Annotated in this window: 15 protein-coding genes; 11 read left to right on the top strand and 4 right to left on the bottom strand. The window is 67.7% G+C overall.

The genetic code is table 11. The features are described 5' to 3' along the window. Positions 1-44 precede the first annotated feature (44 nt). Entirely contained in the window at positions 45-1022 is a 978-nt protein-coding gene (locus tag ACFHWE_RS03225; protein WP_416599044.1) for an AAA family ATPase, read from the top strand. A 77-nt stretch (positions 1023-1099) separates the two neighbouring features. After that, positions 1100-5701 (top strand): FxSxx-COOH system tetratricopeptide repeat protein, encoded by a 4602-nt coding sequence (gene fxsT, locus ACFHWE_RS03220; protein ID WP_416599042.1) that lies wholly within the window; start codon positions 1100-1102, stop codon positions 5699-5701. A 33-nt stretch (positions 5702-5734) separates the two neighbouring features. On the opposite strand, the gene ACFHWE_RS03215 is transcribed toward fxsT (ACFHWE_RS03220), so the two are convergent. After that, positions 5735-5938 carry a DUF397 domain-containing protein gene (locus ACFHWE_RS03215; RefSeq protein WP_416599040.1) on the bottom strand — a complete coding sequence of 68 codons (204 nt, stop codon included), beginning with the start codon at positions 5936-5938 and terminating at the stop codon, positions 5735-5737. A gap of 575 nt (positions 5939-6513) precedes the next feature. On the opposite strand from ACFHWE_RS03215, the gene ACFHWE_RS03210 reads away from it, so the two are divergent. Then, positions 6514-8703 (top strand): trypsin-like serine peptidase, encoded by a 2190-nt coding sequence (locus ACFHWE_RS03210; RefSeq protein WP_416599039.1) that lies wholly within the window; start codon positions 6514-6516, stop codon positions 8701-8703. A gap of 49 nt (positions 8704-8752) precedes the next feature. Further along, positions 8753-12853 (top strand): FxSxx-COOH system tetratricopeptide repeat protein, encoded by a 4101-nt coding sequence (gene fxsT, locus ACFHWE_RS03205; RefSeq protein ID WP_416599038.1) that lies wholly within the window; start codon positions 8753-8755, stop codon positions 12851-12853. On the opposite strand, the gene ACFHWE_RS03200 is transcribed toward fxsT (ACFHWE_RS03205), so the two are convergent. Further along, positions 12835-13089 (bottom strand): DUF397 domain-containing protein, encoded by a 255-nt coding sequence (locus ACFHWE_RS03200; protein ID WP_416599117.1) that lies wholly within the window; start codon positions 13087-13089, stop codon positions 12835-12837. The two genes, fxsT (ACFHWE_RS03205) and ACFHWE_RS03200, sit on opposite strands and share 19 nt — an antisense overlap. A 254-nt stretch (positions 13090-13343) precedes the next feature. On the opposite strand from ACFHWE_RS03200, the gene ACFHWE_RS03195 reads away from it, so the two are divergent. The 6 genes from ACFHWE_RS03195 (at position 13344) to ACFHWE_RS03170 (ending at position 20766) form a co-directional block, all read left to right on the top strand. Next, a complete protein-coding gene (locus ACFHWE_RS03195; RefSeq protein ID WP_416599037.1) occupies positions 13344-13724 on the top strand; it encodes a CU044_2847 family protein in 381 nt (126 codons plus the stop codon). 93 nt (positions 13725-13817) lie between these two features. After that, entirely contained in the window at positions 13818-14528 is a 711-nt protein-coding gene (locus tag ACFHWE_RS03190; RefSeq protein ID WP_416599035.1) for a GntR family transcriptional regulator, read from the top strand. A gap of 50 nt (positions 14529-14578) precedes the next feature. After that, the gene (uca, locus tag ACFHWE_RS03185) at positions 14579-18199 is read left to right on the top strand and encodes an urea carboxylase (RefSeq protein ID WP_416599034.1); all 3621 of its coding nucleotides are present in this window, start codon (positions 14579-14581) and stop codon (positions 18197-18199) included. Then, positions 18199-19896 carry an allophanate hydrolase gene (gene atzF / locus ACFHWE_RS03180; protein ID WP_416599033.1) on the top strand — a complete coding sequence of 566 codons (1698 nt, stop codon included), beginning with the start codon at positions 18199-18201 and terminating at the stop codon, positions 19894-19896. The genes uca and atzF overlap by 1 nt, the downstream gene beginning before the upstream one ends. Positions 19897-19945: 49 nt before the next feature. Continuing rightward, on the top strand, positions 19946-20113 hold the full coding sequence (locus ACFHWE_RS03175) for a hypothetical protein (RefSeq protein ID WP_416599031.1): 168 nt from the start codon (positions 19946-19948) through the stop codon (positions 20111-20113). A 47-nt stretch (positions 20114-20160) separates the two neighbouring features. Next, a complete protein-coding gene (locus ACFHWE_RS03170) occupies positions 20161-20766 on the top strand; it encodes a DNA-3-methyladenine glycosylase I (protein ID WP_416599029.1) in 606 nt (201 codons plus the stop codon). Positions 20767-20815: 49 nt separating this feature from the next. Here the strand turns inward: ACFHWE_RS03170 and nhaA are convergent, their stop codons facing one another. Continuing rightward, entirely contained in the window at positions 20816-22093 is a 1278-nt protein-coding gene (gene nhaA / locus ACFHWE_RS03165) for a Na+/H+ antiporter NhaA (RefSeq protein ID WP_416599028.1), read from the bottom strand. A gap of 556 nt (positions 22094-22649) precedes the next feature. On the opposite strand from nhaA, the gene ACFHWE_RS03160 reads away from it, so the two are divergent. Continuing rightward, positions 22650-23525, top strand: a complete 876-nt coding sequence (locus tag ACFHWE_RS03160; RefSeq protein ID WP_416599026.1) for an alpha/beta fold hydrolase — start codon at positions 22650-22652, stop codon at positions 23523-23525. Positions 23526-23631: 106 nt separating this feature from the next. Here the strand turns inward: ACFHWE_RS03160 and ACFHWE_RS03155 are convergent, their stop codons facing one another. After that, a complete protein-coding gene (locus ACFHWE_RS03155) occupies positions 23632-24762 on the bottom strand; it encodes an ABC transporter substrate-binding protein (protein ID WP_416599024.1) in 1131 nt (376 codons plus the stop codon). Between the last annotated feature and the right edge of the window lie 158 nt (positions 24763-24920).

The raw sequence follows: 24920 nt of genomic DNA, 5'->3' as shown, positions 1-24920 counted from the left end.
TGACCACAGTCCCCTCATGGCGGATCTACAACGGTGGCCCGCACATGCCCGAACCCCCTGGCTACCACGATGACCGGCTGCTGGGGCACGTGACTGCATCTGTGGACGTGGGGTCCATGGGCCGACAGCGCCCGGAGTTCCTGGACAAGGTGAACGCGGCCCTGCACCTGAGGCGGCCCATCATCCTCTCTGGGCCTCCCGGTATCGGTAAAACCACCTTGGCCTACCAGTTGGCCCGGGAACTCGGTCTGGGACGGCTCCTGAAGTGGAGCATCAATAGCACCTCGTCAGTGCGTTCGGCCCAGTACGAATACGATCCCGTGAGCCAGATCCACGAACTCAATGTGGAGAACACCCTGCGGGGCCTCCATGGGACCGACACCGTGGACACCGTGGGAAGCGGAGGGCCTGAGGACAGGGCCCGCAGTATCGGCCGCTACCTCACCCTGGGCCCGCTGGGAACCGCCTTCCTCCCCTACCGGCTTCCACGAGTCCTGCTCATCGACGACTTCGACCTCGGCGACTTCGACCTGGCGGGTGACCTGCTCAACCTCTTCGAGAGCGGTACGTACGCCATCCCCGAACTGGAGCGCCTCTCTCCTCTGGTCGGAGATGAACCGATTTATGTGGGCACCGACGACCCCGGTGTGACCGCGCCGATCATCCGGGGTGAAGTGGCGTGTTCGGCCTTCCCCATCGTGGTCATCACCTGCAATTCCGAACGCCAGTTCTCACCGGCCTTCATGCGGCGCTGCATCCCCATCAGGGTGGAGATGCCGTCAGAAGAAGAACTCGTGGACATGGTGGCCCGGCATTTCCGGGGCAGTCCACCGGAGTCCACACCTCAACTGGTCACGGCGTTCCTCGAACGTTCCCGTGAGGGAGGACGGTCGATCGACCAGTTGTTGAACGCCGTGCAGCTCATCGCGACCGCTTCGCCGGACGCCGACCGGCTGAGCGACGAACAGATCGTCCACATCGCCGACCTTCTGTGGCACAAGCTCACGGGGCCGACCGGATGAGCCGGGACGGACTCGGAGAGAGCGTCGGCGGGGAGCGTTCGCCGTCCCCAGGGTCGGGCCTGACCAAGGCGGACCTGATGGACGCCGTCCACCTGGCCGCGCTACGTACCCGCTACGAGGCCCCCGCGGAACCTCGCGACGAGCCCATGGCCGAACCCGTGGTCCCGCCGGATCCCGCTGGGGAAGAACGATCTCCACATACCCCTGAACCGGACACAGGGGCACCACCAGGCGGAGGAAACAGGGAGGAAGAGCCGGAACAGGAGCAGCAGGAAGAGCAGAAGGGGACGCACAGCTCTTCTCCTGAGACCCGCTCCCCTGAGGATTCCGGGAAGGCAGAGGACACGTTTTCCGGTGATCCTCGTACCTTTACCGAGAGGCGGGAGGTGCCTCCCCCGCCTCCTCCGGCGGCCGGCGGATACAAAGATCCGCCCTTCGAAGCAGTGCCACCGGGCCGGGGACGGGAAGCCGCCGCCGGGCCGGCGGCCCCGGTCCACACCGTTCCCGAAACGGGGTACATCCCTGGCAAAATGCCTGAGAGGTGGGCTCTCACACTGCGGACCCAGGCCCGGGAACTGGTGGCCGCGCCCTCGGAGCTCAGCCAGGTGCAGGGGTGGGCCGCGTCGCTCCGGCCCTTCCACATACACATCCCCGATGGGGCGAAAACAGTCTTGGATCGGGAACGGACCGCACACGACTACGCCACCGCTCTGCTGGAGAACGCTCTCCGTCCGGCAGGGGAGCGCGGCGGAGTGCCGGTACCGGTGATGCCTGTCATGAGTGCGCGCCGCCGACTGGCGATCACGCTCACCTGTCTCGTCGACAACGGTGTGTCGATGCTCTTCCAGCATCCTCTCGCGGGTGCGGCCGTGGAGGCGGCGCGCCGATCAGGCATCTTCCGGGACGTACGTGAAGTCCACTTCGACTCCGAGATGACCGGTGCCCCCGACCTGAGCGTTCCCATGGGTTCCCGAGGACAGGGCCACGCTGGTACCGACGTCATCCTCGTGTTGACCAACGGTGTGGGACGGGCCTGGCGGGACGGTGGATTCCGTCGATGGCTGGCCGATACCGCGAAGCGGAACACGATCGCGATCGTGCATCTGCTGAACCCGCGTCAGTGGCCCATCAGCGGTATCAACACGGTCCCGGCTGAGCTCACCGCACCACGTTCGTCCTTGCCCGCACTCGCGAATGGTCTGTACCGGGCTGCCCTGAGTCCGGACGCGTCCCAGTGGGGGCTCTCCGGAGCCGGGGAGGCGTCCGGGCCGGACCTTCGCACCTGTGTTCCCGTCCTCTCGTTGAACACGGAGCGGATCTACGCGTGGGCGATGTTCGCCACGGGACGCGATAAAGATGCCGTCTTCCGTGCACAAGTCCTCCCGGTGCCGGGGCGCTCCCCAGACGCTCCTGCTGACGAGTGGCCCCGCGACGCGGGGCCGGAGCCACCTCAGCGAGAGGCGAAGAGACTGGTACGGAACTTCGCCTCCCAAGCCTCTCCGAGTGCATTCCGGATCGCTGTCGCCTTGGCGGCGGTACCGCTGCACGTACGGTTCATGGACCCTGTGGCGGATCACGTGTTGGGCCGGTTGAGCAGGGCAGAGCTCACCGAGATCCTGTTCAGTGGGCTAGTCCGGCCGATCACGGAAGAGGACGGCCGTCCCCGTGGCGAGGGGCCGGCCTGGGACTTCCTCCCAGGGGTCAGGCAGGAGCTGTTGGCCCGCGGCGGGCGTGTCTCACGCATCCGGTCCGTTCTGAGGCTGGTCGTCGATGGCGCGGAGAAGGCCCTCGACAGAACCGACCCGTGGTTCGCGACTCTGAGGGCCATGCTCGACGGTCGGGAACTGCGGCAGGACTGGGACTTCGGGTCGAATGTGTGGGTGGATCACACGTGGGAAGCGTTGAAAGCCACGGCGCTGACGTCCCAGTACTCCGACACTCGGCTCATGGGTGATCTTATTTCTCAATATTCCCATAAAGGGTCAGCGGGGAATGAGTCCTTGTTGGGGCCGGTCAGTGATTCTGCGATACAGTCGAACCCCTCGGGTTCTACTGGTGGGGGTGCGGATATGCTCGGCCCTCACATGGCGTCCGATAATCCTGAAGGTGGAGTATCGATGGCTCGTTTCGATGAAAAGGCAAGCAAGCAAGACGTTGCGGGTCAAGAGGGAAGGGCTTCTTGGGGTCCTCACCCCGAAGCTGTCTGGGTTCGGGTGCCCAGGCGTGGCCCCTCCTTTGTGGGAAGGGAACAGATTCTTGCCGATCTCGCATCGAAACTTCGGATAGGGCACCGGCAGGCCATCACTGCCCTCAGGGGGACTGCAGGTGTCGGAAAGACGGAGATCGCCAAGCAATACATCTATCTCCACTCTAAAGAATACGATCTGGTCTGCTGGATACCGTCTCATCAGGAAAATCTGATCAGGGAGTCGTTTGCGGAAATCGCGGAAAAGCTCAACCTCGGATACGTCGATGCCGCTAATGACCATGTCGTTCGTGGTGTCTTGGAGGCATTACGTCAGGGGCGAAAATTTCCAAAGTGGTTGCTAGTATTCGACAATGCAGAAGGGCAGGAGAAAATTGAGCGGTTTCTTCCTGTCGCGGGGGAGGGACACGTGATCATCACCTCTCGCGACTCCAGTTGGAGGTACGGGGGTGATGACACTTTCCTTGAGGTGGATAAACTCCCCCGTGAGAAGAGCATTGAGCTTCTCAAGATCAGAGGTCCGGAGGGCCTGAGCGATGACGAGGCGGATCGCCTTGCGGAGGAGTTCGACGACTTGCCCCTGGGGTTGAATCAGGTCGCGGTGTGGTTGCGCAGATCCGGTATGGGGGTGTCCGAGTATCTCACCCTGTTGGAGACGGAGCGCCTAGAGGTGATCGGGTTGTTGGAACCGGATGATCCGAACTACCCCGTCCCGCTTGTGGCCGCTTGGAACTTCTCTCTAAAGCGGCTGTCCCAGGAGAGCCCAGCGGCGCTGCAACTGCTCCAGGTGTGCGCGTACATGTCTCCCACGCCGATCTCTCGAAAGCTCTTCAGGAAAGCCCGATCGATCGACGCTCCTGATGAGTTGCGTGCCGCCCTAAGCGATCCGCATCGGTTGGCGGCAGCGATCATGGACATCGACCGCTACAGTCTGATTCAAACCGACCACCGGAAGGGCACCATCACTCTGCACCAGTTGGCGCGGGATTCGATTCAGAAGCTGATGACTCCGGAGGAACGGGAGAACCGTCGGCACTGTGCCCATCAAGTGCTCGCCAGCAACGATCCGCAGGATACGACTTCCGAGGCACTGCGAGAATACGCAGAACTGCTCCCACACGCGTGGGCCTGTGAGGTATGGGACTGTGAGAGCCCGTGGTCGCGTGACCTTGTCATCAGATTGTGCCAGGCTACTCTTCTGAAAAGAGAGTACGCAGAGGTCTTGGAACTCGGTGGCCGAGCGAGAGATCTGTGGTCGGACCGCCTCGGACCCACGGACCGTGACACACTCCGCATACAGATTCGCCTCTCCGAGGCTCTCCGTGGAAAGGGCGAATTGACCCGGGCGCGGGAGTTGTGTGAAACCACGATGCGCACGATCGGCGAGGTGAGTGGGAAGAATTCGGCTGAGTACATGGACGCCGACATTCAGCATGCCCGTAACCTGCGGATGTCCGGTAGGTTCGCGGAGGCACTTGACTTTTCCCAGAAGAACTACGACCGGCGGGTCGATTACTTCTCCAGGAACCATCCCGATGCCCTGAAAGCAGCTCACTTCCTCGCCTTTGACCTCAAGCTCGTCGGCCGCACGAAAGAATCACTGAAACTTTACCGTGATACCTGGAATCTCAAGCAAGAAGTTCTGGGGCCGGACGACGCAAGTACCCGTGCGACCGCCGACGGTTACAGTGATGTCCTGATGGAGAGTGGGAATTATCGGGAAGCGGCGCATATACAGAAGGAACTGGTAGATCATCTCTTGGGTCTCAGTGACCCTGATGACGTATCGGTGTTGAGTTTGCAGAGTACCTTGACCACTATGCTGCGCCGCTCTGGTGACCTTCAGGGAGCTTGTGATCTTTCCGGTCATGTTCTGCGTATGTTCCGGGACAAGCGCGGTGAAGGTGATATCGATGTCATCTACGCTTCTTTGCGTCATTCTCTGGATCTCCTGGAGACCGGGGAAATCGAGAAGTCACTGGAGCTGTCTGAGACCGCCGTTAAATGGCTTTCAAAGATCTGGGGGGAAGACCATGCGCATGTGGCGGCCGCCCGGGTGAACCAGGCGATCACACTGCGGCGGCTGGAACGGTTCGCTGAGGCCAAAGAGCAGGACGAGTGGGCGATGGCGCTATTTCTACAGCGGTTGGGCGATCGCCACCCCATGACGTTGTCCTGTGCTATCAGTATCGGCAATGACCTGTTCTGGTCCGGTGACACCTCTGGGGCGGTTGAGAGCGATGAAAAATCCTTCGAATCATGTGGTGATATTCTGGGCGTGAAGCACCCGATCACCTTGCTGGCACGCCGTAACCTTCTGATCGGTCGGAATTCCCTCCAAGGTGTGGAAGCGGATGATATTCAGAAATTGAAGTCGGACTATGAAGAGATCATGGGTGAAAACCACCCGGCCACTCTCAGTATCGGTGGCCTTGTCCGAGGGGAATCCGACATTTACATTAGCGCTCTGTAGCCATAATGATGCCACCCTGCTCGAAGGGTGGCATCATCGTTTATATGAACAAACGGAATGAACGAATTCTATCCAGGTTTTTCTGGGTATCGCGAGTTCGATCTCCGCGGTGCTCGATGAATCTCTTGCCAGGATGAGTCCGTCTTCCTTCCAGATGGACTCTAAGCAATCATTGGTATGTGAACCACTGTAGCTCGATTTTCTCCACCGGCCTCTGTTGACCCCCAGTCCCTTCACTGGAAGGTCTCCGAAAAGATCCTCTTCTGCACCTCGTGTCTCAGGGGTGGTACCGAATCCCGTGGTCCCATCGCTGGCTGCTCCTCGTCTTCACCGGTTCGTGGAAACGCGTCCGGCTATGCCTATGTCTCTCGGACATGCGGTCGGTGTCGATCTGGCCGAATTCTGTCAGTCCGGCACGGCATCTGCGTTGATACGTGGGACTCACTACGTGTACACGTATACCCGGTAACCGCGAGTCGTAAAGAGTCACGTTCGGTGCGCTTCGGGGTCAACGATGGGGACACTGTCCCCGTGTAAGGCGTGGTGACAATAGACAACGGTGGTCGGATTTGACCTCTGGGGCTTCTGTTGTCGATCTGTTGTCATCGAAACGGGCAATTCTTTACTCTATCCACATTCATGTTTCAAATAGTGTGGTGATGGGATGTCTGTGCTTCCAGTTCGGGCTGACGGCTATTGCCGTGTTTTCGAGGGAAAAGCTAATATGAACACGAATCCATACAGACTGTGGGGTCCGCGTACTCCGGCTCCGTCCCCTCGGGCGCCGACCCCCTCCGTCGAATCGGAGTACCGTGCCCGAACAGGTCACAGAAACGGTTCCGCCCGATCCCCGTGACTGGCAACTGCGGATCACCGACCGGGACGGAAACGCCCAGTACGGGGCGGCGGTGCTCGTCACCTCCGATCACGTGGTCACCTGCGCCCATGTCGTCGAGGACGCCACTGGCGGGGAGACAGGGCCCGGCGCTCAGGTCAGAGTGGACGACCCGCGCGGTGGTGGCACATGGGCGGCCATCGCCACGGTCGTCGAGGACGGCTGGTGGCACGGCGACAGGTACCCCTGGGACATCGCGGTCCTGCGCCTGGACCGCTCCTGCCCGGCGGTGCCGGTGCGGATCGCGGAAGTGCCGCCCTTCAGGGGCCACGTCCGCGTCGTCGGCCTGCCCTTCAGCGATACCCCGGCGGGCCGCTGGGTGACCGGGCGGGTCATCGGCAGCGGCGGCAGATACCCGGACTACGTCCAGATCGACGCCGTCTCGCCCGCCGGGAGCGGGATCATGCCGGGTTTCAGCGGGAGCGGTGTCCGCAGCGAGCGGGAGGACACCGTCGTCGGGATCATGTGCGAGGCGACCGAGGACGGTCGTCTGGGCTGGATGGTCCCGATGGACACGATCCCGAAGGTGTGGCCTCAAGAGGAGGCCGCGCACGGCGGTCCGGGCACGGACCCTGCCCCTCTGCCACCGGAGCGGCTGGAGAGCATGCTCTTCGACGCGATACGCGGGATGTCGGCCTTCCACGAGGACGTCAGGCGCGGGTCTCTGCGCAATTTCCTGCGCGAATGGCCGGTGCGTTGGGATGACGACGAGCCGGGCGAGGCCTGTGCCAGACGTGTCGCCTCGGCGGCGGTCGAGGACGCACGTGTCTCCGAACTCCTGCGGATCCTGCGCCACGTTGAGGACGACGGGTCGTCGTTGGTGCGCGGTGCCGGGGAACGGTTCGCCCCGTGGGTGTGGGAGGAGGACAGGGAGGGCCTCCTTGCGGGTGTCCGGCCACGTGACAGGTTCCGGGCGGAACAGCTCCTCGACGCTTTGTACAGGGATCTCTCCGCGAGCCCGTACGAGCCGTGGGCGGATGCCTACGTCCGCTCCTTGAGGGGCAGCCTGGTCTTCCTCCAGGACGGGCCGCGGCCCGTCAACCTCTGGGAGGCCTTCCGGGACCTCGCGGACGCGGCCAGAACGGAGTGGGGCCCGCCCCTGGCGATCTTCACCGAGATCCTGGCGCAGGCCGGCCAGGCGGAGACGGCAGGCCTGCTGCGGTACTGGTGTGAACTCGCCGGCCTCGGCGCGGTGTCGTCGCTGCCCCCTCCCTCCACGGGGCCCGCCCCACCCGCCAGGCTCGTGGTGTGGCTCTACCACGGTGAGGGCGACGGATACCGGATCGACACGTGGACGGTTCTCGCTACCAGGAACGGCGGGGAGCCCACCCGATTCCTGTCGAGTTCCGGGCAGATCAAGCGTCGGGATTTCGGGCATGAGGTGTACAAGATCTTCCTGAATTTCAGCACGAGTTCGGAGGTGCAGCTCCTTGACTGGACCAGGATCGACCTGGTTCTCTCCTTCGAGATGCTCGCTGAACTCGACGCCCCGCACTGGGAATGCCACCCTTCCGAATCCGACCTGGGGATGGCCCCCAGGCTGGGCACCCAGACGGCGATCGTCTACCAGGTGGAGGAGTTCTTCCTCGGCCAGAGGCATCAGCACAAGATCGCCCGTTCCAGTACTCACAAACGCTGGATGCGGCTCCACAGGGAGGGCAAGGGCGACACCTTCGACATCGAGCGGGACCCGGTTCCTGACGGGCTCCGTTTTCCGGAGCACATCTCCTACGAAGGGATTATCTTCCTCTCCGGGGGATACTATGAAGAGGGAGTTCTGCCCAAACGGTTCAGGGACGCGGCACTGCTCGGTGTTCCGGTCATAGCGAGCAGGGCTCGACAAAACCCGTCAAAGGAGACATTGAGGGACGTCCTCGTGGGCAATGAAGGTCGAGTGGACCGGGAGGAGATCGAGGGCCTGCCGAAACTCCTTTATCATTCCAGGTCAGGACGGTCTAGGGAAGGTCTCGCGGGTCGAGTTCCCATTCCGGACAGCATGAACATCAACCTCATCTACCACGATCTGCTCCCCCATCCCCTGTGGCCGGGCTCGACGCCGCTCGCGGACCACGAGGGGCCGCACGAACCCCAGGGAGGGTCGGTGTGACCGCTTCCACGGTTTCCGGACAGACGGTTCCCGGGGGAAGGCCGACCGGATGAGTCCCGGTGACCCCGCTGCGGGGGACGGCGGCCGTTCGGCGGACCCTCCCGAGGGGGCCGTTCCTCGATGGGCCGCCGCTTCCGTGTCTGCCAGCGGCCTGGCGACCGCGCTCCGCCCCTTCTGCCTTCGTGAGCGCTGGGGCCCGGAGGACGAGACGGGCACGGAGGAGGCCGTTCACGACCATGGGAACGTGCTTCTGGACAGCCGCCTCCGGCCGGAGGAGTACGCCCATTCGGGAGCGCCCTCCCGGAGCCGCCGTTCCGTCAGTCTCACCTTCCTCGTCGACACCGGTGCGTCGATGCTCTTCCAGCGGGAGGTCGCCGATTCCCTCGTGCGGCTGACACGCGAGGCGGGGATCTTCCGGGACGTGGAAGAGCTGTACTTCGATTCCGGGCTCGTGGGCGCACCCGTGTTCAGGGCTTCCCGTGGCACGCAGCGGGCGCCTTCACAACAGCCCGTGTACGGGAGCCGGGTGGCCCTTCTGCTCACCGACGGGGTGGGACAGGCATGGCGGGACCACGGATTCCGCGGCTGGCTGGCCGACCTCGCGGAGCGGAGCGCGGTCGCGATCATGCACCTGCTGGCACCGGAGCAGTGGCGCCGGACCGGGATCCACACGGTTCCGGCCGAGCTCGCCCTTCTCCGGCCGCCGTTCCCCGTGTGCGAGAACAGCCGTTACAGCGCCGTGCGCCGGGCGGACGCACCCCACCCGGAGTTCTTTCCGGGGGACGAGGACGGGCCGGATCCGGACCTCGGCACCTGTGTGCCGGTTCTGTCGTTGAGTACCGAACGCATCCACGCGTGGGCGATGTTCGCCATGGGCCGGGGCGGCGGGACGCTGAGGTCACGGGTGCTTCCGGTGCCCGGGAAGGTACCGGACGGGATCGGTGAGGAGCAGATCCAGGGAAGTTCCGCTGACGGATCCGAGGAGACCCCGGAGAGGCTGGTGCGCCGCTTCGTCCGCGAGGCGTCCCCTTCCGCGTTCCGGCTCGCCGTCGGGCTGGCCGTGGTGCCGCTGCACGCGGGGCTGATGAGCGCCGTGGCCCGGCACGTGCTGGGACGGCCCGGTACCGCCGAACTCACGGAGGTCGTGTTCGGCGGCCTGGTCCGGCCGATCACGGACGCGGTCGAGGGCGGGCCGAAATGGGACTTCCTCCCGGGGACCAGGAGAGAGTTGCTGTCCCTCGGCGGTCGGGTCTCCCGGATCAGGTCGCTGCTGCGGCTGGCGGCGGACCTGCTCGACGATGCCGACCCGTGGTTCCCGACCCTTCGGATGATGCTCGACGGTGCGGAGCCCGAGCCCGGTCGGGGCACGGGATCCGCTATGTGGATGGCGCCGATGAGGGCGGCTTTGGAAGCGGCGTCGATCATCCGAGAAGATTCGGACCTGTTTCAGATTTTGGGTGCGGAAGAGGGAACGGACGTATCTCCCGGAGCTCCTCTTTCTGATATAGAATTTTCCCGTACTGTGCCCGGAACACAGCCGACCCCCGAGATCATTGACGTTTTCAACACTTCTGAGGGTGGAGTCTCGATGGCCCGGTTCGACGACAGGTCGACGGTGGAGAAGTCCGGTGTTCACGGAGGGGCCCACACACAGGGCCGTCCTCCGAGTGCCGTATGGATCCAGGTTCCCCGGCGCAACCCCTCCTTCGTGGGCAGGCGGAGGATCCTCTCCACTCTGCGGGAGAAGGTTCTGAGCGGGAGCCAGCAGGTCATCACCGCACTCAACGGAACGTCTGGTGTCGGCAAGACGGAACTGGCGAAAGAGTACGTCTACCGCTACGCGGAAGAATACGATCTGATCTGTTGGATCCCGTCCCACCAGGACAACCTGCTCAGAAGGTCCTTCGCGGTTCTCGCCGAAGAACTCGGCCTGGGCTATGTCGGTGCTGGTAGCGACCATGTCGTCCGTGGTGTCCTGGAGGCGTTGCGCCAGGGCAGACAGTTCGGTCGCTGGCTGCTGGTATTCGATAATGCGGGGGACCGGGAAGAACTCAATCAGTTCCTGCCCCGCGCGGGGGGCGGGCACGTGATCATCACCTCGCGTGATAGCAGTTGGGAGCGCGGAGGCAGCGACACCTTCCTCCAAGTGGAGGTGTTCACTCGGCAGGAGAGCGTCGAGCTCCTCAAGCTCAGGGGGCCCAAGAGCCTGACCGAGCCCGAGGCGGACCGGTTGGCCGACGAACTCGGCGACCTGCCGTTGGCACTGAACCAGGCCGCGGTGTGGCTCACCGAGGTCGGCATGGACGTCTCCGACTACCTCGACCGGCTCTCGGAGAAGACCCCGGAGATGATCCGGCTGCTCCAGCCGGTGGACCCGGACTATCCCATTCCGGTCGCCGCCGCCTGGAACGTCTCCCTCGACCAGCTCGCGGAGGACAACCCGGCGGCACTGCAACTGCTCCAGATGTGCGCGTTCATGTCCACTGCCCCCATTCCCCGGACGCTCTTCCGGTTCGCGAGGGACATGGAGGGCCCCGAGGAACTTCGCCGGGCCCTGTCCGACCCGGTGCGGACGGGTATGGCGATCCGGGACGTGGGCCGCTACAGCCTGGCCCAGCTCGACCACCAGCGCAACACCCTCTCCCTGCACCGCCTGGTGCGCCTCGCCGTCCGGGCCTCGCTGCCCGAGGAGGAGCAGCGCACGTTCCGGCACTGCGCGCACCAGTTGCTCTCCCGCAACGATCCGCAGGGCACCACTCCGGAGGCGCTCCGTCAGTACACGGTGCTGCTTCCGCACGTGTGGGAGGCCCAGGCATGGGACTGCCGGGACCCGTGGTCGCGCGAACTCGTCGTCAAACTGTGTGACGTCGCTATCCGCCGGAGGGAGTACGACGAAGTTCGTGCCCTCGGAACCACGGCTCACGAGGCGTGGGCCGAGCGGTTCGGCGCGGAGAACCGCGACACCCTCCGGATGGCGCTGCGGATCTCCCAGGCACACCGCGGAGTGGGAGAGCTGGAACGGGCAAGGGAGCTGTGCGAGTCCACCATGCACACGATTGGCTCCGTCTCTGGGGAGAATTCGGCGGAGTACATGGAGGCGGACCTTCAGCACGCCCGCAACCTCCGCCAGGCCGGGCGTTTCCAGGAGGCCCTCGACTTCACGTCGGAGAACTATGAACGCAGGGTCCGGCTCTTTGGCCAGGAGGACCCGGAGACCCTGAACGCAGCTCACTTCCTCGCCTTCGACCTCATGCTCGTCGGCCGGGTAACGGAGGCCCTGGAACGCTACGCCGACACCTGGGAACGCAAAGAGGCGGTGCTGGGGCCGGACGACAGCGTGACGATCATGAGCGTGGACGGCTACACCGACGCTCTGATGGAGTCCGGACGCTACCGGGACGCCGCCAACCTCCAGAGGGACCTGGTCGACCGAGCCCTGGACATCTTCGGCCCGGACGACGTCGCCATTCTGAGCTTGCAGAGCACGCTGTCCACCATGCTGCGGCGGTCCGGGTGGCGCCAGGAGGCCTACGAACTGTCCGAGCAGGTCCTGCGGCAGCTCCGGGACCGGCGGGGCGAGGACATCGACGACACCATCCACGCCGCCCTGCGCCACTCCCTGGCCCTGTATGGGGTACAGCGGTTTGGGGAGGCACTGGAACTGGCGGAGAGCGCGGCGGCAGGGCTGGAGAAGCTCTGGGGCGGGGAGCACACGCACGTTGCCGCAGCCTGGGTCAACCAAGCGATCATGCTGCGTCGGCTGGACCGCCTACAGGAGGCCCGTGCACTGGACGAACGGGCGATGGCACTGTTCATGGACCGTCTGGGCGCCGACCACCCCAGCACACTGTCCTGCTCGATCAATCTCGGCAACGACCTGTTCCGGTTGGGGGACACGGCCGGTGCGCTGGAACGCGACGAGAGCGCCGTCGAGGCCTGTCGTGAAGCACTCGGCGAGAAGCACCCGCTCACTCTGCTGGCCCGCCGCAACCTCGTGATGGGGAGGAACGCGATGGGGAGTGTGGACCCGGCCGAGATCGATGCGCTGGAGACCGACTACCAGGAGATCATGGGTACGGACCATCCGGTCACCCGCACCATTCGTGATCTCGCCAGGGGTGACTCCGACATCTACATCGGTGCCCTGTGAGCAATGCGAGGTTCTGTCTCTCCTGACGGGGGGAGACGAGATCCGCTCACACGGACCTCGTGTATGAAGGCAACCCAGGCCAGGGGGGTGAGCATGAATTCGGTACCTTGGGGGTACATCGAATCACGAATTCCGACACGGCTGGTCGCATCTAGAATCGCTTCGATGCACTGACTGGCCGTTGGGCTGTAACTTGACTTTCTCCACTGCCCTAGATTTCTCCCCAGTCCCCTCACCGGAACTCTCCCGAGAAGAGCCCCGCCTGATCCTCGAATTTCAGGGGCGGTTTCGACTCTTTCGGTCCCCACACTGGCCGCTCCTCTTCACTTTGGCCACGGAAGCGCGGTCTTCCGTGTCGATCATGTCTCTCGGACATGACGGCAGTCGCTGAGTCCGAGTTCCGGTGGCCCCCCACGAGATCGGCGCTGATACTTGGGACCTACTCCACGTACACACATACCCGATAGCAAGGAACCGTAAAGTGTCGCGTTTGGTTCGTTTCAAGGTCGACGGAGAGGACACCGTCCTCGTCGAGGTCGACGACGGTGAGGGGTCCATACCGGTCGGCGGCGGTGACCGGATCGGTGAGGCGGCCGAGGCCCTGACGGAGAAACTCTCCTCGGTGAGCAAGGCGATCTCCGTGACCCTGGAAGAACTGGGGAGAACCCTGAAACCGGAGACCGTCAAGGTGACCGTCGGGGTGAAACTCAAGGCCGAGACCGGCGCGGTGATCGCCAAGTCCGCCGTCGAGGGCAACTTCCAGGTGGAGATGGAATGGCGGCCGGGGGCGGACCGGGACCGGGCCGTCCGGGATGACGGGGACGACGACAACGACGACGGGCAGAACGGTCAGGAGGCCACAGACACCTGACCGGAGGGCTTGGCCGCCACTCGCGGTCACGCGAAACACAGGGTTCACGCGCGGACAGAACCACCGAAACACGCTCTTTCTACCGTCGAACCCATGGACACACCGCTGTATACACGCCTGGAACCCGCGGCCTCGCGCCGTGACCGGGTCTATGTGCAGTTGCGCGAGGAGGTCCTGAGCGGGCGGGTCACCCCCCGCACCCGCCTGGGCGAGGTCCGCCTGGCCGAGCACTTCGGCGTCTCCCGCACCCCCGTGCGCGAGGCCCTCGCCCGCCTGCATTCCGACGGCCTCGTCGAGCGCCGCGAGAACGGCTTCTACGTCACCGTCCCCAACCTCCCCGAGCTCCGCGACCTCTACGAACTCCGGGTCACCCTCGAACTGCGGGGCATCGCCCGCGTCATCGAGGACCCTGGCCTCACCCACGACCGCGCCGTCCTCACCGCCGAGCTCGAACGCTGGGAGAAACTGCGTGCCGACCCTCCCGTCCCCGACCCCTCGTTCGTCCTCCTGGACGAGGAGTTCCACGCCGCCCTCTCCCGCGCCTCCGGCAACCGCGCCCTCACCGAGTCCCTCGTCTCCGTCAACCACCGCATCCGCCGCGTGCGCATGTACGACTTCCTGACCGAGGACCGGATCACCTCCACCATCACCGAGCACATCGACATCGTCGAACTCCTCCTCGACGGTGCGCTCGACGCCGCCTACCGCGCCCTGCACGAACACGTGGGCGCCTCCATGGAGGTGGTCCTCGAACGCGCCCAACGCGCCCTGACCCAGATGGCGCTCCACGCCGACACCCTGTGACACCAGCCCGCTTCCCGGCACCCCGGAACCGGGGGGTAAGGAGAGCCACCATGTTCGACTCCGTGCTCGTCGCCAACCGCGGTGAGATCGCCTGCCGCGTCATCCGCTCCGCCCGGGACCTGGGCCTGCGCACCGTCGCCGTCTACTCCGACGCCGACGCGGGCGCGCCGCACACCCGGCTCGCCGACGAGGCCGTCCGACTCGGCCCCGCACCGGCCGCCGAGAGCTACCTGAACACCGCGCGCGTGCTCGGCGCGGCCGCCGCCACCGGGGCCGGCGCCGTCCACCCCGGCTACGGCTTCCTGTCCGAGAACGCCGCCTTCGCCCGCGCGGTCGAGGCTGCGGGCCTGGTGTTCGTCGGCCCCCAGCCCCGCCACCTAGAGGAGTTCGGCGACAAGCACACCGCCCGCGCGGCTGCCGCCGCTGCCGGGCTGCCCATGGTGGCGGGCAGCGGAATCCTCTCCGACGCCGGTGCCGCCGTCGCCGCGGCGGAGGACATCGGATATCCGGTCATCCTCAAATCGACCGCCGGGGGCGGCGGGATCGGCCTGCTGCCCTGCGACGACGAGGCCGCGCTGCGCTCCGCCTTCGACCGGGTGAGCCGACTGGCGAAGACCCACTTCGGCGGGGGCGGCGTGTTCCTCGAACGCTTCGTCCCCCGCGCCCGCCACGTCGAGGTGCAGGTCTTCGGCGACGGTGCCGGCCGCGTCGTCACCCTCGGGGACCGCGACTGCTCCCTCCAGCGCCGCAACCAGAAGGTGGTGGAGGAGGCGCCCGCCCCCGACCTGCCCGGGGACCTGCGCGCCGAACTCCACCGCACCGCCCGCGCGCTGTGCGCCGAGGCCGCCTACCGCAGCGCCGGAACGGTGGAGTTCGTCTACGACGTCGACCGCGGTGAGGCGTCCTTCCTGGAGGTCAACACCCGGCTCCAGGTGGAGCACCCGGTGACCGAGGAGGTGACCGGGGTCGACCTGGTCGCGTGGATGCTGCGGCTGGCGCGCGGTGAGGACGTCCTCGACGGCGTCCCCCCGGAGGGGCCGGCGCCGACCGGCCACGCCGTCGAGGCCCGCGTGTACGCCGAGGACCCCGCACACGACTTCCGGCCCAGCTCCGGCCTGCTCACCCGGGTGGAGGCGCCCGCCGGGGTGCGCGTCGACGGCTGGGTGGAGACCGGCCAGCGCGTCACCAGCGACTACGACCCCATGCTCGCCAAGGTCATCGCCACTGGAGCGGACCGGGCCCAGGCCCTGGACCGGCTCGGCGCGGCCCTGGCCGAGACGCGGATCGACGGCGTCCAGACCAACCTGGGCCTGCTGCGTGCCCTGACCGCGCATCCGGAGGTCCGAGCGGCCGCCCACACCACCGCCACCTGTTCCGGTGTCGGCGATCCGGAGCCGCGGATCGAGGCCGAGCGCGCCGGAACCCTCACCACCGTGCAGGACTGGCCCGCCCGCACCGGCTACTGGCAGGTGGGCATCCCACCGTCGGGGCCCATGGACGACCTGTCCTTCCGGCTGGGCAACAGCGCGCTGGGCAACCCCGAGGGCGCCCCTGGCCTGGAGTGCACCGTCGAAGGGCCCGCACTGCGGTTCAGCGCACCGACGACGGTGTGCGTCACCGGCGCGCCCGCCCGCGTCACCCTCAACGGGGAGCCGGTGCCGCAGTGGGAGCCGGTGGAGGTACCGGGCGGCGGTGTGCTCGACGTCGGGTTTGCCGACGGCCCCGGCATGCGCACCTACGTGCTCGTCCGCGGCGGCCTGGACGTGCCCGCCTACCTCGGCAGCGCCGCCACGTTCACCGCCGGTGAGTACGGCGGCCACAGCGGGCGTGCCCTCCGGCTCGGCGACGTGCTCCGCCCCGCCGCCCCCGGCACCGGAGCTCCGGACCCGCGCCCGGTCCCCGAAGCCGACCGCCCCGACTTCCCTGCCCCCGTCGAGGCGGGGGAGGGCACCGGCGCGCACTGGGACGTCGAGGTCTCCGAGGGCCCGCACGCCGCCCCCGAGTTCCTCACCCGCCAGGGCCTGGCCGACTTCTACGCCGCCTCCTGGAAGGTGCACCCCCAGTCCGCCCGCAACGGCGTCCGCCTCTCCGGCCCCAAGCAGAGCTGGGCCCGTCCCGACGGCGGCCAGGCCGGGCTGCACCCCTCCAACATTCACGACAACGCCTACTCCGTCGGCGCGGTCAACCTGTCCGGTGACACCCCGGTCCTCATGGGCCCCGACGGCCCCAGCCTCGGCGGGTTCGTCTGCCCCGTCACCGTGGTCACCGGATCCCGGTGGAAGGTCGGCCAACTGCGCCCCGGCGACACCGTCCGGTTCCACCCGGTGACCGAGGCCGCCGCGGAGAAGCTGCACACCACCCCGACGGCCGCGCCGCTGCTGCGCTCCAGCGGCGCCGACGGCGACGACGGGGTCCTCGCGCGGACCCTGCCCGGCGAGGGCACCCCCGAGGTCACCTACCGCCGCAGCGGCCACGACAACCTGCTCGTCGAGTACGGACCCATGGTGCTGGACCTGGGGATGCGCATGCGCGTCCACGCGCTCATGGCCGCGCTGGCCGAGGCCGCCCCGAAGGGCATCGTCGACGTCACCCCGGGTGTGCGCTCCCTGCACTTGCACACCGACCCCGAGGTGCTGCCGCTGCGCTCGCTGCTCGGCCTCCTCCAGGAGATCGAGGAGGGACTGCCGCCCACCTCCCGCCTGCGGGTGCCCAGCCGCACCCTGCACCTGCCGCTGTCCTTCGACGACCCGTCCATCCACGAGGCGATCAGCCGCTACGAGACGAGCGTGCGCGACGACGCCCCCTGGAACCCCGACAACATCGAGTTCATCCGCCGCATCAACGGCCTCGACACGGTGGAGCAGGTGCGCGACACCGTCTTTGACGCCTCCTACCTGGTGCTGGGCCTGGGCGACGTGTACCTGGGCGCGCCCGCCGCCACCCCGCTCGACCCGCGCCACCGGCTGGTGACCACCAAGTACAGCCCGGCGCGCACCTGGACGCCGGAGGCCGGGGTGGGGATCGGCGGCGCCTACCTGTGCGTGTACGGCATGGAGAGCCCCGGCGGCTACCAGCTCATCGGCCGCACCGTGCCCATCTGGTCGGGCCTGCGCCAGTACGGGCCCTTCGAACCGGGAACCCCCTGGCTGCTGCGGTTCTTCGACCGGCTCACCTGGTATCCGGTGGAGAAGGAGGAGCTGTTGGACATCCGCGCCGACCTCCTTGCCGGACGCCACGAGCTGGAGATCAGCGACGGCGAGTTCGTCCTCGCCGACCACGAGCGCTTCCTCGCCGAGAACGCCGACTCCATCCGGGCCTTCCGCCAGCGCCAGGACGCCGCCTTCGAGGCCGAGCGGCAGCGGTGGGAGGCGGCGGGCGAGTTCGAGGACCGCCCCGAGCCCGAACCCGTGGCGGACACCGGGGCACTGGACCTGCCGCCCGGCGCGGGCCTGGTGGAGTCGCCCCTGTCCGCCTCGGTGTGGAAGGTGGACGTCCGCCCCGGCGACACCGTCGAGGAGGGGCAGCCCGTCGTCGTCCTGGAGGCCATGAAACTGGAAGTGGTGGTCCGGGCCCCCTGCGCGGGAACGGTCTCCGACATCCTGGTCGCACCGGGCCAGCACCTCGATCCCGGGCGTGCCATGGCCGTCATTACGCGAGGAGGAGACGCCTGATGCCCACCCCGACCGACCGCGTCCACGAGGCCTACCGCAGGATCGCGGCGGCCGACCGCCCCGAGGTCTGGGTCACCCTGCGTCCCGAGGCGGACGTGGTCCTGGAGGCCGAGGCGGTGGAGGAGCGCCTCGCGGCGGGGGAGGACCTGCCGCTGGCGGGCGTGCTCGTCGCCGTCAAGGACAACATCGACGTGGCCGGTCTGCCCACCACGGCGGCGTGCGAGGAGTACGCCTACACACCCGTGCGCAGCGCCACGGCGGTGCGGCGGCTGGCGGCGGCCGGAGCCCTGGTGCTCGGCAAGACCAACCTGGACCAGTTCGCCACCGGTCTGGTCGGCACGCGCAGCCCCTACGGGGCGGTCCGCCACGCGCACCGCCCCGAGCGGATCTCCGGCGGCTCCAGTTCGGGGTCGGCGGTCGCCGTCGCCCTGGGCATCGCCGACGCGGCCCTGGGCACCGACACGGCCGGGTCGGGCCGGGTGCCCGCCGCGCTGCACGGGATCGTGGGGCTCAAGCCCTCGGTGGGGCTCGTCCCCGCCACCGGGGTGGTCCCGGCGGCCAGGCCCTACGACTGCGTCACCGTGTTCGGCCGCGACCTGGCGTCGGCGACGGCCGTGCTCAAGGTGATGACCGGCCCCGACCCCGAGGACCCCTACAGCCGCACCTGGCCCGCCGACACCAGGCTGGCCCCGCGCGGCGCCGGAAGGGTGGCCGTCCCGACCGGTGACGGGCTGGCGGTGCTCAGCGACGCCGAACGCGCGTCCTTCCGCGCCGCCGCCGACCGCCTGCGGGAGACCGGGGCGGAGATCGAGGAGGTGGACGTGGCGCCGCTGCTGGAGGCGGCCCGGCTGCTCTACGACGGAGCGCTGGTCGCCGAGCGCTACGCCGCCGTGGGTGGGTTCCTGGAGGGCAAGCCCGATTCGGCCGACCCCACGGTGTCGGGGATCATCCTGGCCGCGGCGGACCTGTCCGCGCCCGCGCTCGCCGCCGACCAACAGCGGCTGGCCGCCTACCGGTCGGCCGCGCGCGAACTGCTGGCCGGGTTCGACGCGCTGATGCTGCCCACCACCGTCGGCCATCCCACCCTGGAGGAGGTGGCGGCCGACCCGGTGGGGGTGAACTCGCGGATGGGCACCTACACCAACTTCGTGAACCTGCTGGACCTGTCGGCGGTGGCGGTTCCCGCGGGGGAGGCGGACGGGCACGATTTCGGGGTGACCCTCATCGGCCGGGCCTTCGAGGACCAGGTGGCCCTGGACCTGGCCGCCGCCCTGACGGGCCTCACTGCGGGGGAGGTGTACCCGGAACCGGGCGTGGAGCTGGCCGTGTTCGGGGCGCACCTGCGCGGGCAGTCGCTCAACCACCAGCTCACCGACCTGGGGGCGCGGTTCGTACGGGAGACGGAGACCAGCGCGGACTATCGGATGTACGCGCTGGCCACCACACCGCCCAAACCCGGTTTGCAGCGGGCGGACGAGGGCGGGGCGGCGATCCGCTGCGAGGTCTGGCGGATCTCCCCGGCGGGTCTGGGCGCGTTCCTGGCCGCGCTGCCCGCGCCGATGGCGCTGGGCTCGGTCACCCTGGCCGACGGCAGTTCGGTGGTGGGCTTCGGGTGCGAGGCCGCCGCCGTGGCCGGGGCCGAGGACATCACCGGCCACGGCGGGTGGCTCGCCTACCTGGCCTCCCAGGAGGGGTGAGTGCGGGTGACCGCCGGACATGTCCTCACGCACGTATAACGTCGTGGGTATGGCGAGGGCGCGTATCCGTATCAGTGTCGACCCGGACCTGGCCGACCGCGTGAGGTCGCACGCGGACCGTGCCGGGATGGACGTGTCCTCCTATTTCGTCAATGCCGTGATTCGTCAGATGGCGGAGGGCGAGGCCGAGGAGGACGCCGATCCGCCCCGAGCCTGACCGGCTCGCGGCTCGCCTTCCTCTCCGCCTGGAGGACCGAGGAGACCATGGACCTCTTCACCGCCCCGGACGGCCGTCCCCGCTGCGCCTGGGCCGGCTCCACGCCGGAGATGCTCGCCTACCACGACACCGAGTGGGGCTTCCCGGTCACCGACGACCGGAGGCTCTTCGAGAAGGTCAGCCTGGAGGGCTTCCAGTCCGGGCTGAGCTGGCGCACCATCCTGGACAAGCGGGAGAACTTCCGCCGGGCCTTCGCCGGGTTCGACTTCCACGCCGTGGCGCGCTTCGATGAGGCGGACGTCGAGCGCCTGCTCGGCGACGCCGGGATCGTCCGGCACCGGGGCAAGATCGCGGCCGTGATCGCCAACGCCGGCGGGGCGGTGGACCTCCAGAGAGAGGCGGGGTCGCTGGCGGCGTTCTTCTGGCGCCACGAGCCCCCGGCCGACGAGGTGGACCCGCCGCAGAGCGCGACCCTCTCCCCGGCGTCGGTGGCGCTGTCCAAGGACCTGAAGAAGCGCGGCTGGAGGTTCGTCGGGCCGACGACCGCGTTCGCGTTCATGCAGGCAATGGGGCTGGTAAACGACCACGCCGCCGGATGCGCCCTGCGTCCCGCCGTGGCGGAGGCCCGCAAGGGGTTCACACCGCCGACGTGACGGCGGCCCCGCCCACACGCGCCGGTGGGCGGGGCCGCGTCGCACGGTGTCAGCCCTGGGTGCCGGACCCTCCCGCCGGGGCGGGGGCCGGGACCTTGCGGTAGTGCCGGTTGCGGATGCTCAGGATGGCCGCGCCCAGCACGGTGGCGATCAGCGACGCGATCAGCACACCCGACTTGGCGTGGGTGAGGTGCTCGGCCGACCCGGCGAAGGAGAGTTCGGCGATGAGCAGGGAGACGGTGAAGCCGATCCCCGCGAGCAGCGACATCCCGACGAGGTCGACCCACTTCAGGCTGGGGTTGAGTTCGGCCGCGGTCACCTTGGTGGTCACCCAGGCTCCGCCGACGATCCCGAGAACCTTGCCGACCACCAGGCCGAGAATGATGCCGAGCCCGGCCGGGTCGGTGAACACCGCGCCCATGCTGTCGAAGACCACGCCCGCGGAGAAGAAGGCGAAGATCGGCAGTGCCAGGCCAGCGGACCAGGGGCGCAGCATGTGCTCGACGCGGTGGCTGGGGTCCTGGATCTCTCCGGGCAGGGTCGTGGTGCGCATGAGCAGACCCATGGCCACACCGGCGATGGTGGCGTGGACACCGCTCTCGTGGACGAGGAACCAGATGACGGCGGCCAGCGGGACGTAGACGATCCAGTTGGGCAGCGCGGACGCGTTGAGCTTGGCGGCCAGCCCCTTGCCGCGCTGGAGGTAGGCGAAGACGGCGAGGAGGACGGCGGACGCGCCGAGGGCGACGAAGTTGATGCCGCTGGTGTAGAAGACGGCGATGACGATGACGGCGCCGAGGTCGTCCACGATCGCCAGGGTCAGCAGGAAGGTGCGCAGCGGGGTCGGCAGGTTGCGGCCGACGACGGCGAGGATCGCCACGGCGAAGGCGATGTCGGTGGCCATCGGGATGCCCCAGCCGCCGATGGTCTCCGGGGAGGAGAGGTTGATCGCCACGTAGATGCCGGCGGGGATGACCATGCCGCAGACGGCGGCGACGATCGGCAGCATGGCGCGCCGCGGGTTGCGCAGTTCGCCGTGGACGAACTCCTCCTTGAGTTCGTTGCCGACGACGAAGAAGAACACCGCGAGCAGTCCGTCAGCGGCCCAGGTCTCCAGGCTCAGGTCGAGGTGGAGGGCGTGGGGGCCGATCGTGATCTCGCGCAGGTGCTCGTAGACCTCCCCGAAGGGAGAGTTGATCCAGATGAGGGCCAGGAGCGCCGCGCCGATGAGGATGAAGCCCCCGACGCTGTCGCTGCGCAGTACGTTGGCGAAACGGGCGAGCGGCGAGGTCTCTGGGGTGGGGCTTACGTCCGGGTCGATGCTCATGTGCGGTTCTCCAAGGCGTGACTCGTCAGGGACACGCCGACCAGTCTTCCCGGCTCACCTCTCGGGGCGCTCCTCGCCCCGCCACGTTCACAGGTCTTTCGCGGATGTCCGTCGGTCTTCCGGAGACGGTCGGGTGGACCGCGCTCCGGAGATGAGAACCAACGGGTTGGTTGGTTCTTCGCCGAACCCTAACCGAATCTGGCATTCGGGCAGCGAACATCCGGCCCTGTGATAACAGGCAAAGGCCATCATATGCTAACGAATCGGGCCTACTGTCCAGCACGGTTCGCGTGATGTGGCCCACCGGCGAGTGCCTTCCCCCGGTGTGTGGGGTGGAACGGCCGACGGCAGGAGACTCCTACCCGAGAAGTGGGTGCTTGATGTTCCTGTTCTCCCTGAGTGAAATGTGACTCGGGTCGCAGGGGTGTCCCTTTCCTTGCCGCGCGGCCACCCGCGAGCGGGTATGGCGTGACACACCTCACCCGCGTACAGTCCGAAGAGGAGTGCCGGAAAGACTGGTCGGCGTTGAACACTCCTATCGGAAACCAGGCGTCTGATGCTCGATTCCCACGTGCGCGGGGCGCACGTCTACCGAACCGAATCCGGAGCGCAGAGTGTGCGCTCCTGGTGTGAGGCCCAGATCGCCCGATCCCCCGGGCCCGTGTCGCTGCCCGAGATCCCTACGGGGCTCGGCGGCACGCGGGCGTTCCGTGCGGAGGGGGGAACGGGTACCCCGGTCGTCCTGCTCAACGGCACCAACTTCAACACCGCCACCGCAGTCGGACCCATCCGGACCCTGTCACGGGACCGGACGGTGATCTCGGTGGACGTCCCCGGCCAGCCCGGACTCAGTTGCGGGGTCCGCCCCAGGGCTCCGCGGTCGGCCGCCTACGGGGCCTGGCTGGACGAGGTCCTGCCTGCGGTCACCGACACGCCGGTGATCGTGGTCGGCCACTCGCTCGGGGCGGCGATCGCCCTCTCCGCAACGCCCTCGCCCCTGGTCAGGGCCCTGGTCCTGGTCTCCCCCGCGGGCCTCACCGCGGCCGGGATGGCGCCCGAGGTGATGCGGGCGGTCCTGCCGTGGATGATCGGCCCCCGTGACAGCAAGAGCACCCGGCTGCTCAACGTGATGAGCGGTCCGGGCGCCGTCGGCGGCACACACCCGCTCGCGCCGTGGATGACCCTCGTCGGCAAGCACTGCCGGACCGCCCTGGCCCCGGGCCCCCTCACCATGGAGTGCCTGCGCCCGTGGTCGGACACCCCGGTCCTCGTCGCCACGGGCTCCGACGACACCTTCTTCTCCCCGGCGCGGCTGCACGGCCCGGCCCGCCGCCTCCTCGACACCGACGTGCACGTGCTGGAGGGGGCCGGGCACCTGTCCCTCTTCGAGCGGCCCGAGCGGGTCGCCGAACTCCTCAGGGACCTCGACTGAGCCCTGTTCTCCGCCCGCGGCGCCGTACTTCAGGGGGCGGGCAAAGGTCCGGCAGGAACTCGGCGAGGGGCGGCCCGCGCCCTGCGCGAGCCGCCCCGGACCGGGCTCACCCGCCCTCGGGCCAGCTCACCTCTCCGGCGATGTGCACGGCCTCGATGAAGGCCGGGCGGAAGAACGGCTCCAGATTGGGGATCTCCTCCAACTGGCCGTACTCCTCCAGGATGGCGGCCTCCTCCTCGGTCTTGTTCAGGTCGATGTAGCCGAGCGGCTTGCCCTCCATGGTGTAGCTGCTGACCAGTTCCTGCTCGGCGTCCCAGATGCGGAGGTTGTGGTCGACGTCGTACCCGTAGCTCTCGGGGTTCTCCGCGTCCAGCGCGGCGGCGTACTCGACGCACTCCCTGCCGTTCTCCTGGCAGTACTCGAAGGCCTGGGCCATGGCGCGCAGGAAGTCCTCGACGGCAGTGGGGTGGGCGTCGGCGAAGTCGGGGCTGGTGGCCATCACGCCGAAGGAGCCCGCCACCCCGAACTGCTCGGGCAGCCACTCGATGAACTGGGCGTCCATGGCGTCGAGCAGGAAGGGCTCGTTGGAGCGGTAGCCGGTCAGCGAGTCGACCTCGCCCGCCGGGAGGATGGAGGGGTCGTAGCCGACCAGCTCCTGTTCGATCTCGTCGAGGTCCACCCCCTCGCTCACCAGCATGGCCGCCACCGGGGGCGGCAGCATGCCCTTGTGGCCGAGGACGGTGCCCTCCAGGTCGGTGAGCTCTTCGACCCCCTTCGGGGTCATCAGGTTCGCGATGCCCACGTGGCCGTAGGTGGCGATGCCGACGATGCCGATCCCCTGCTCGTTGGCCTGGATGACCTCGCCCTCGTTGCCCAGGGATGTGAACTGCACGCTGGCGTCGGCCACGGAGCGGGCGTTGCCGATCGTGTCCCCGCTGCCCGGCACGATCTCGACGTCGAGACAGACGCGGTCGAAGTAGCCGAGGGCGTCGGCGGCGACGGCCTCCAGGATGCTCACCGAGGACTGGTACTGGTAGCCGGTGAGGTAGGTGACCGTGCCGATGGCACGGTTGGTGGCGCACCGCTCCTCGTCGACCACGGTGGCTCGCTCGGGCTCCTGCGGGGTCTCGGCGGCACCGTTCGTACCGCAGGCGGTGGCCAGGAGGACGGCCGAGACGGCTGCCGCGCAGGCGGTGCGCGGATGCCGTCTCGGAGATCGGGGGGCGGGGGTGGACATGTGGGTCTGCTCCTTCGCAGGGGGAGGGACGGCTCCGCGGAATCGGACGGTTCGCGGAGCGCTGGTGTGCCCTGTGGCTGGTTTGGGCGTGGCCGCTGAGTGGCTCAGAGTGTCCGACCGGTCACTGTATATGGTGGCGTGGTGGCGGTCGGATACGG

The sequence above is a fragment of the Nocardiopsis sp. LOL_012 genome (assembly GCF_048060475.1).
Classification (GTDB): Bacteria; Actinomycetota; Actinomycetes; order Streptosporangiales; family Streptosporangiaceae; genus Nocardiopsis.
The sequence above is the reverse complement of the archived record's forward strand: the minus strand, read 5'-3'. Positions and strand labels throughout refer to the sequence as shown.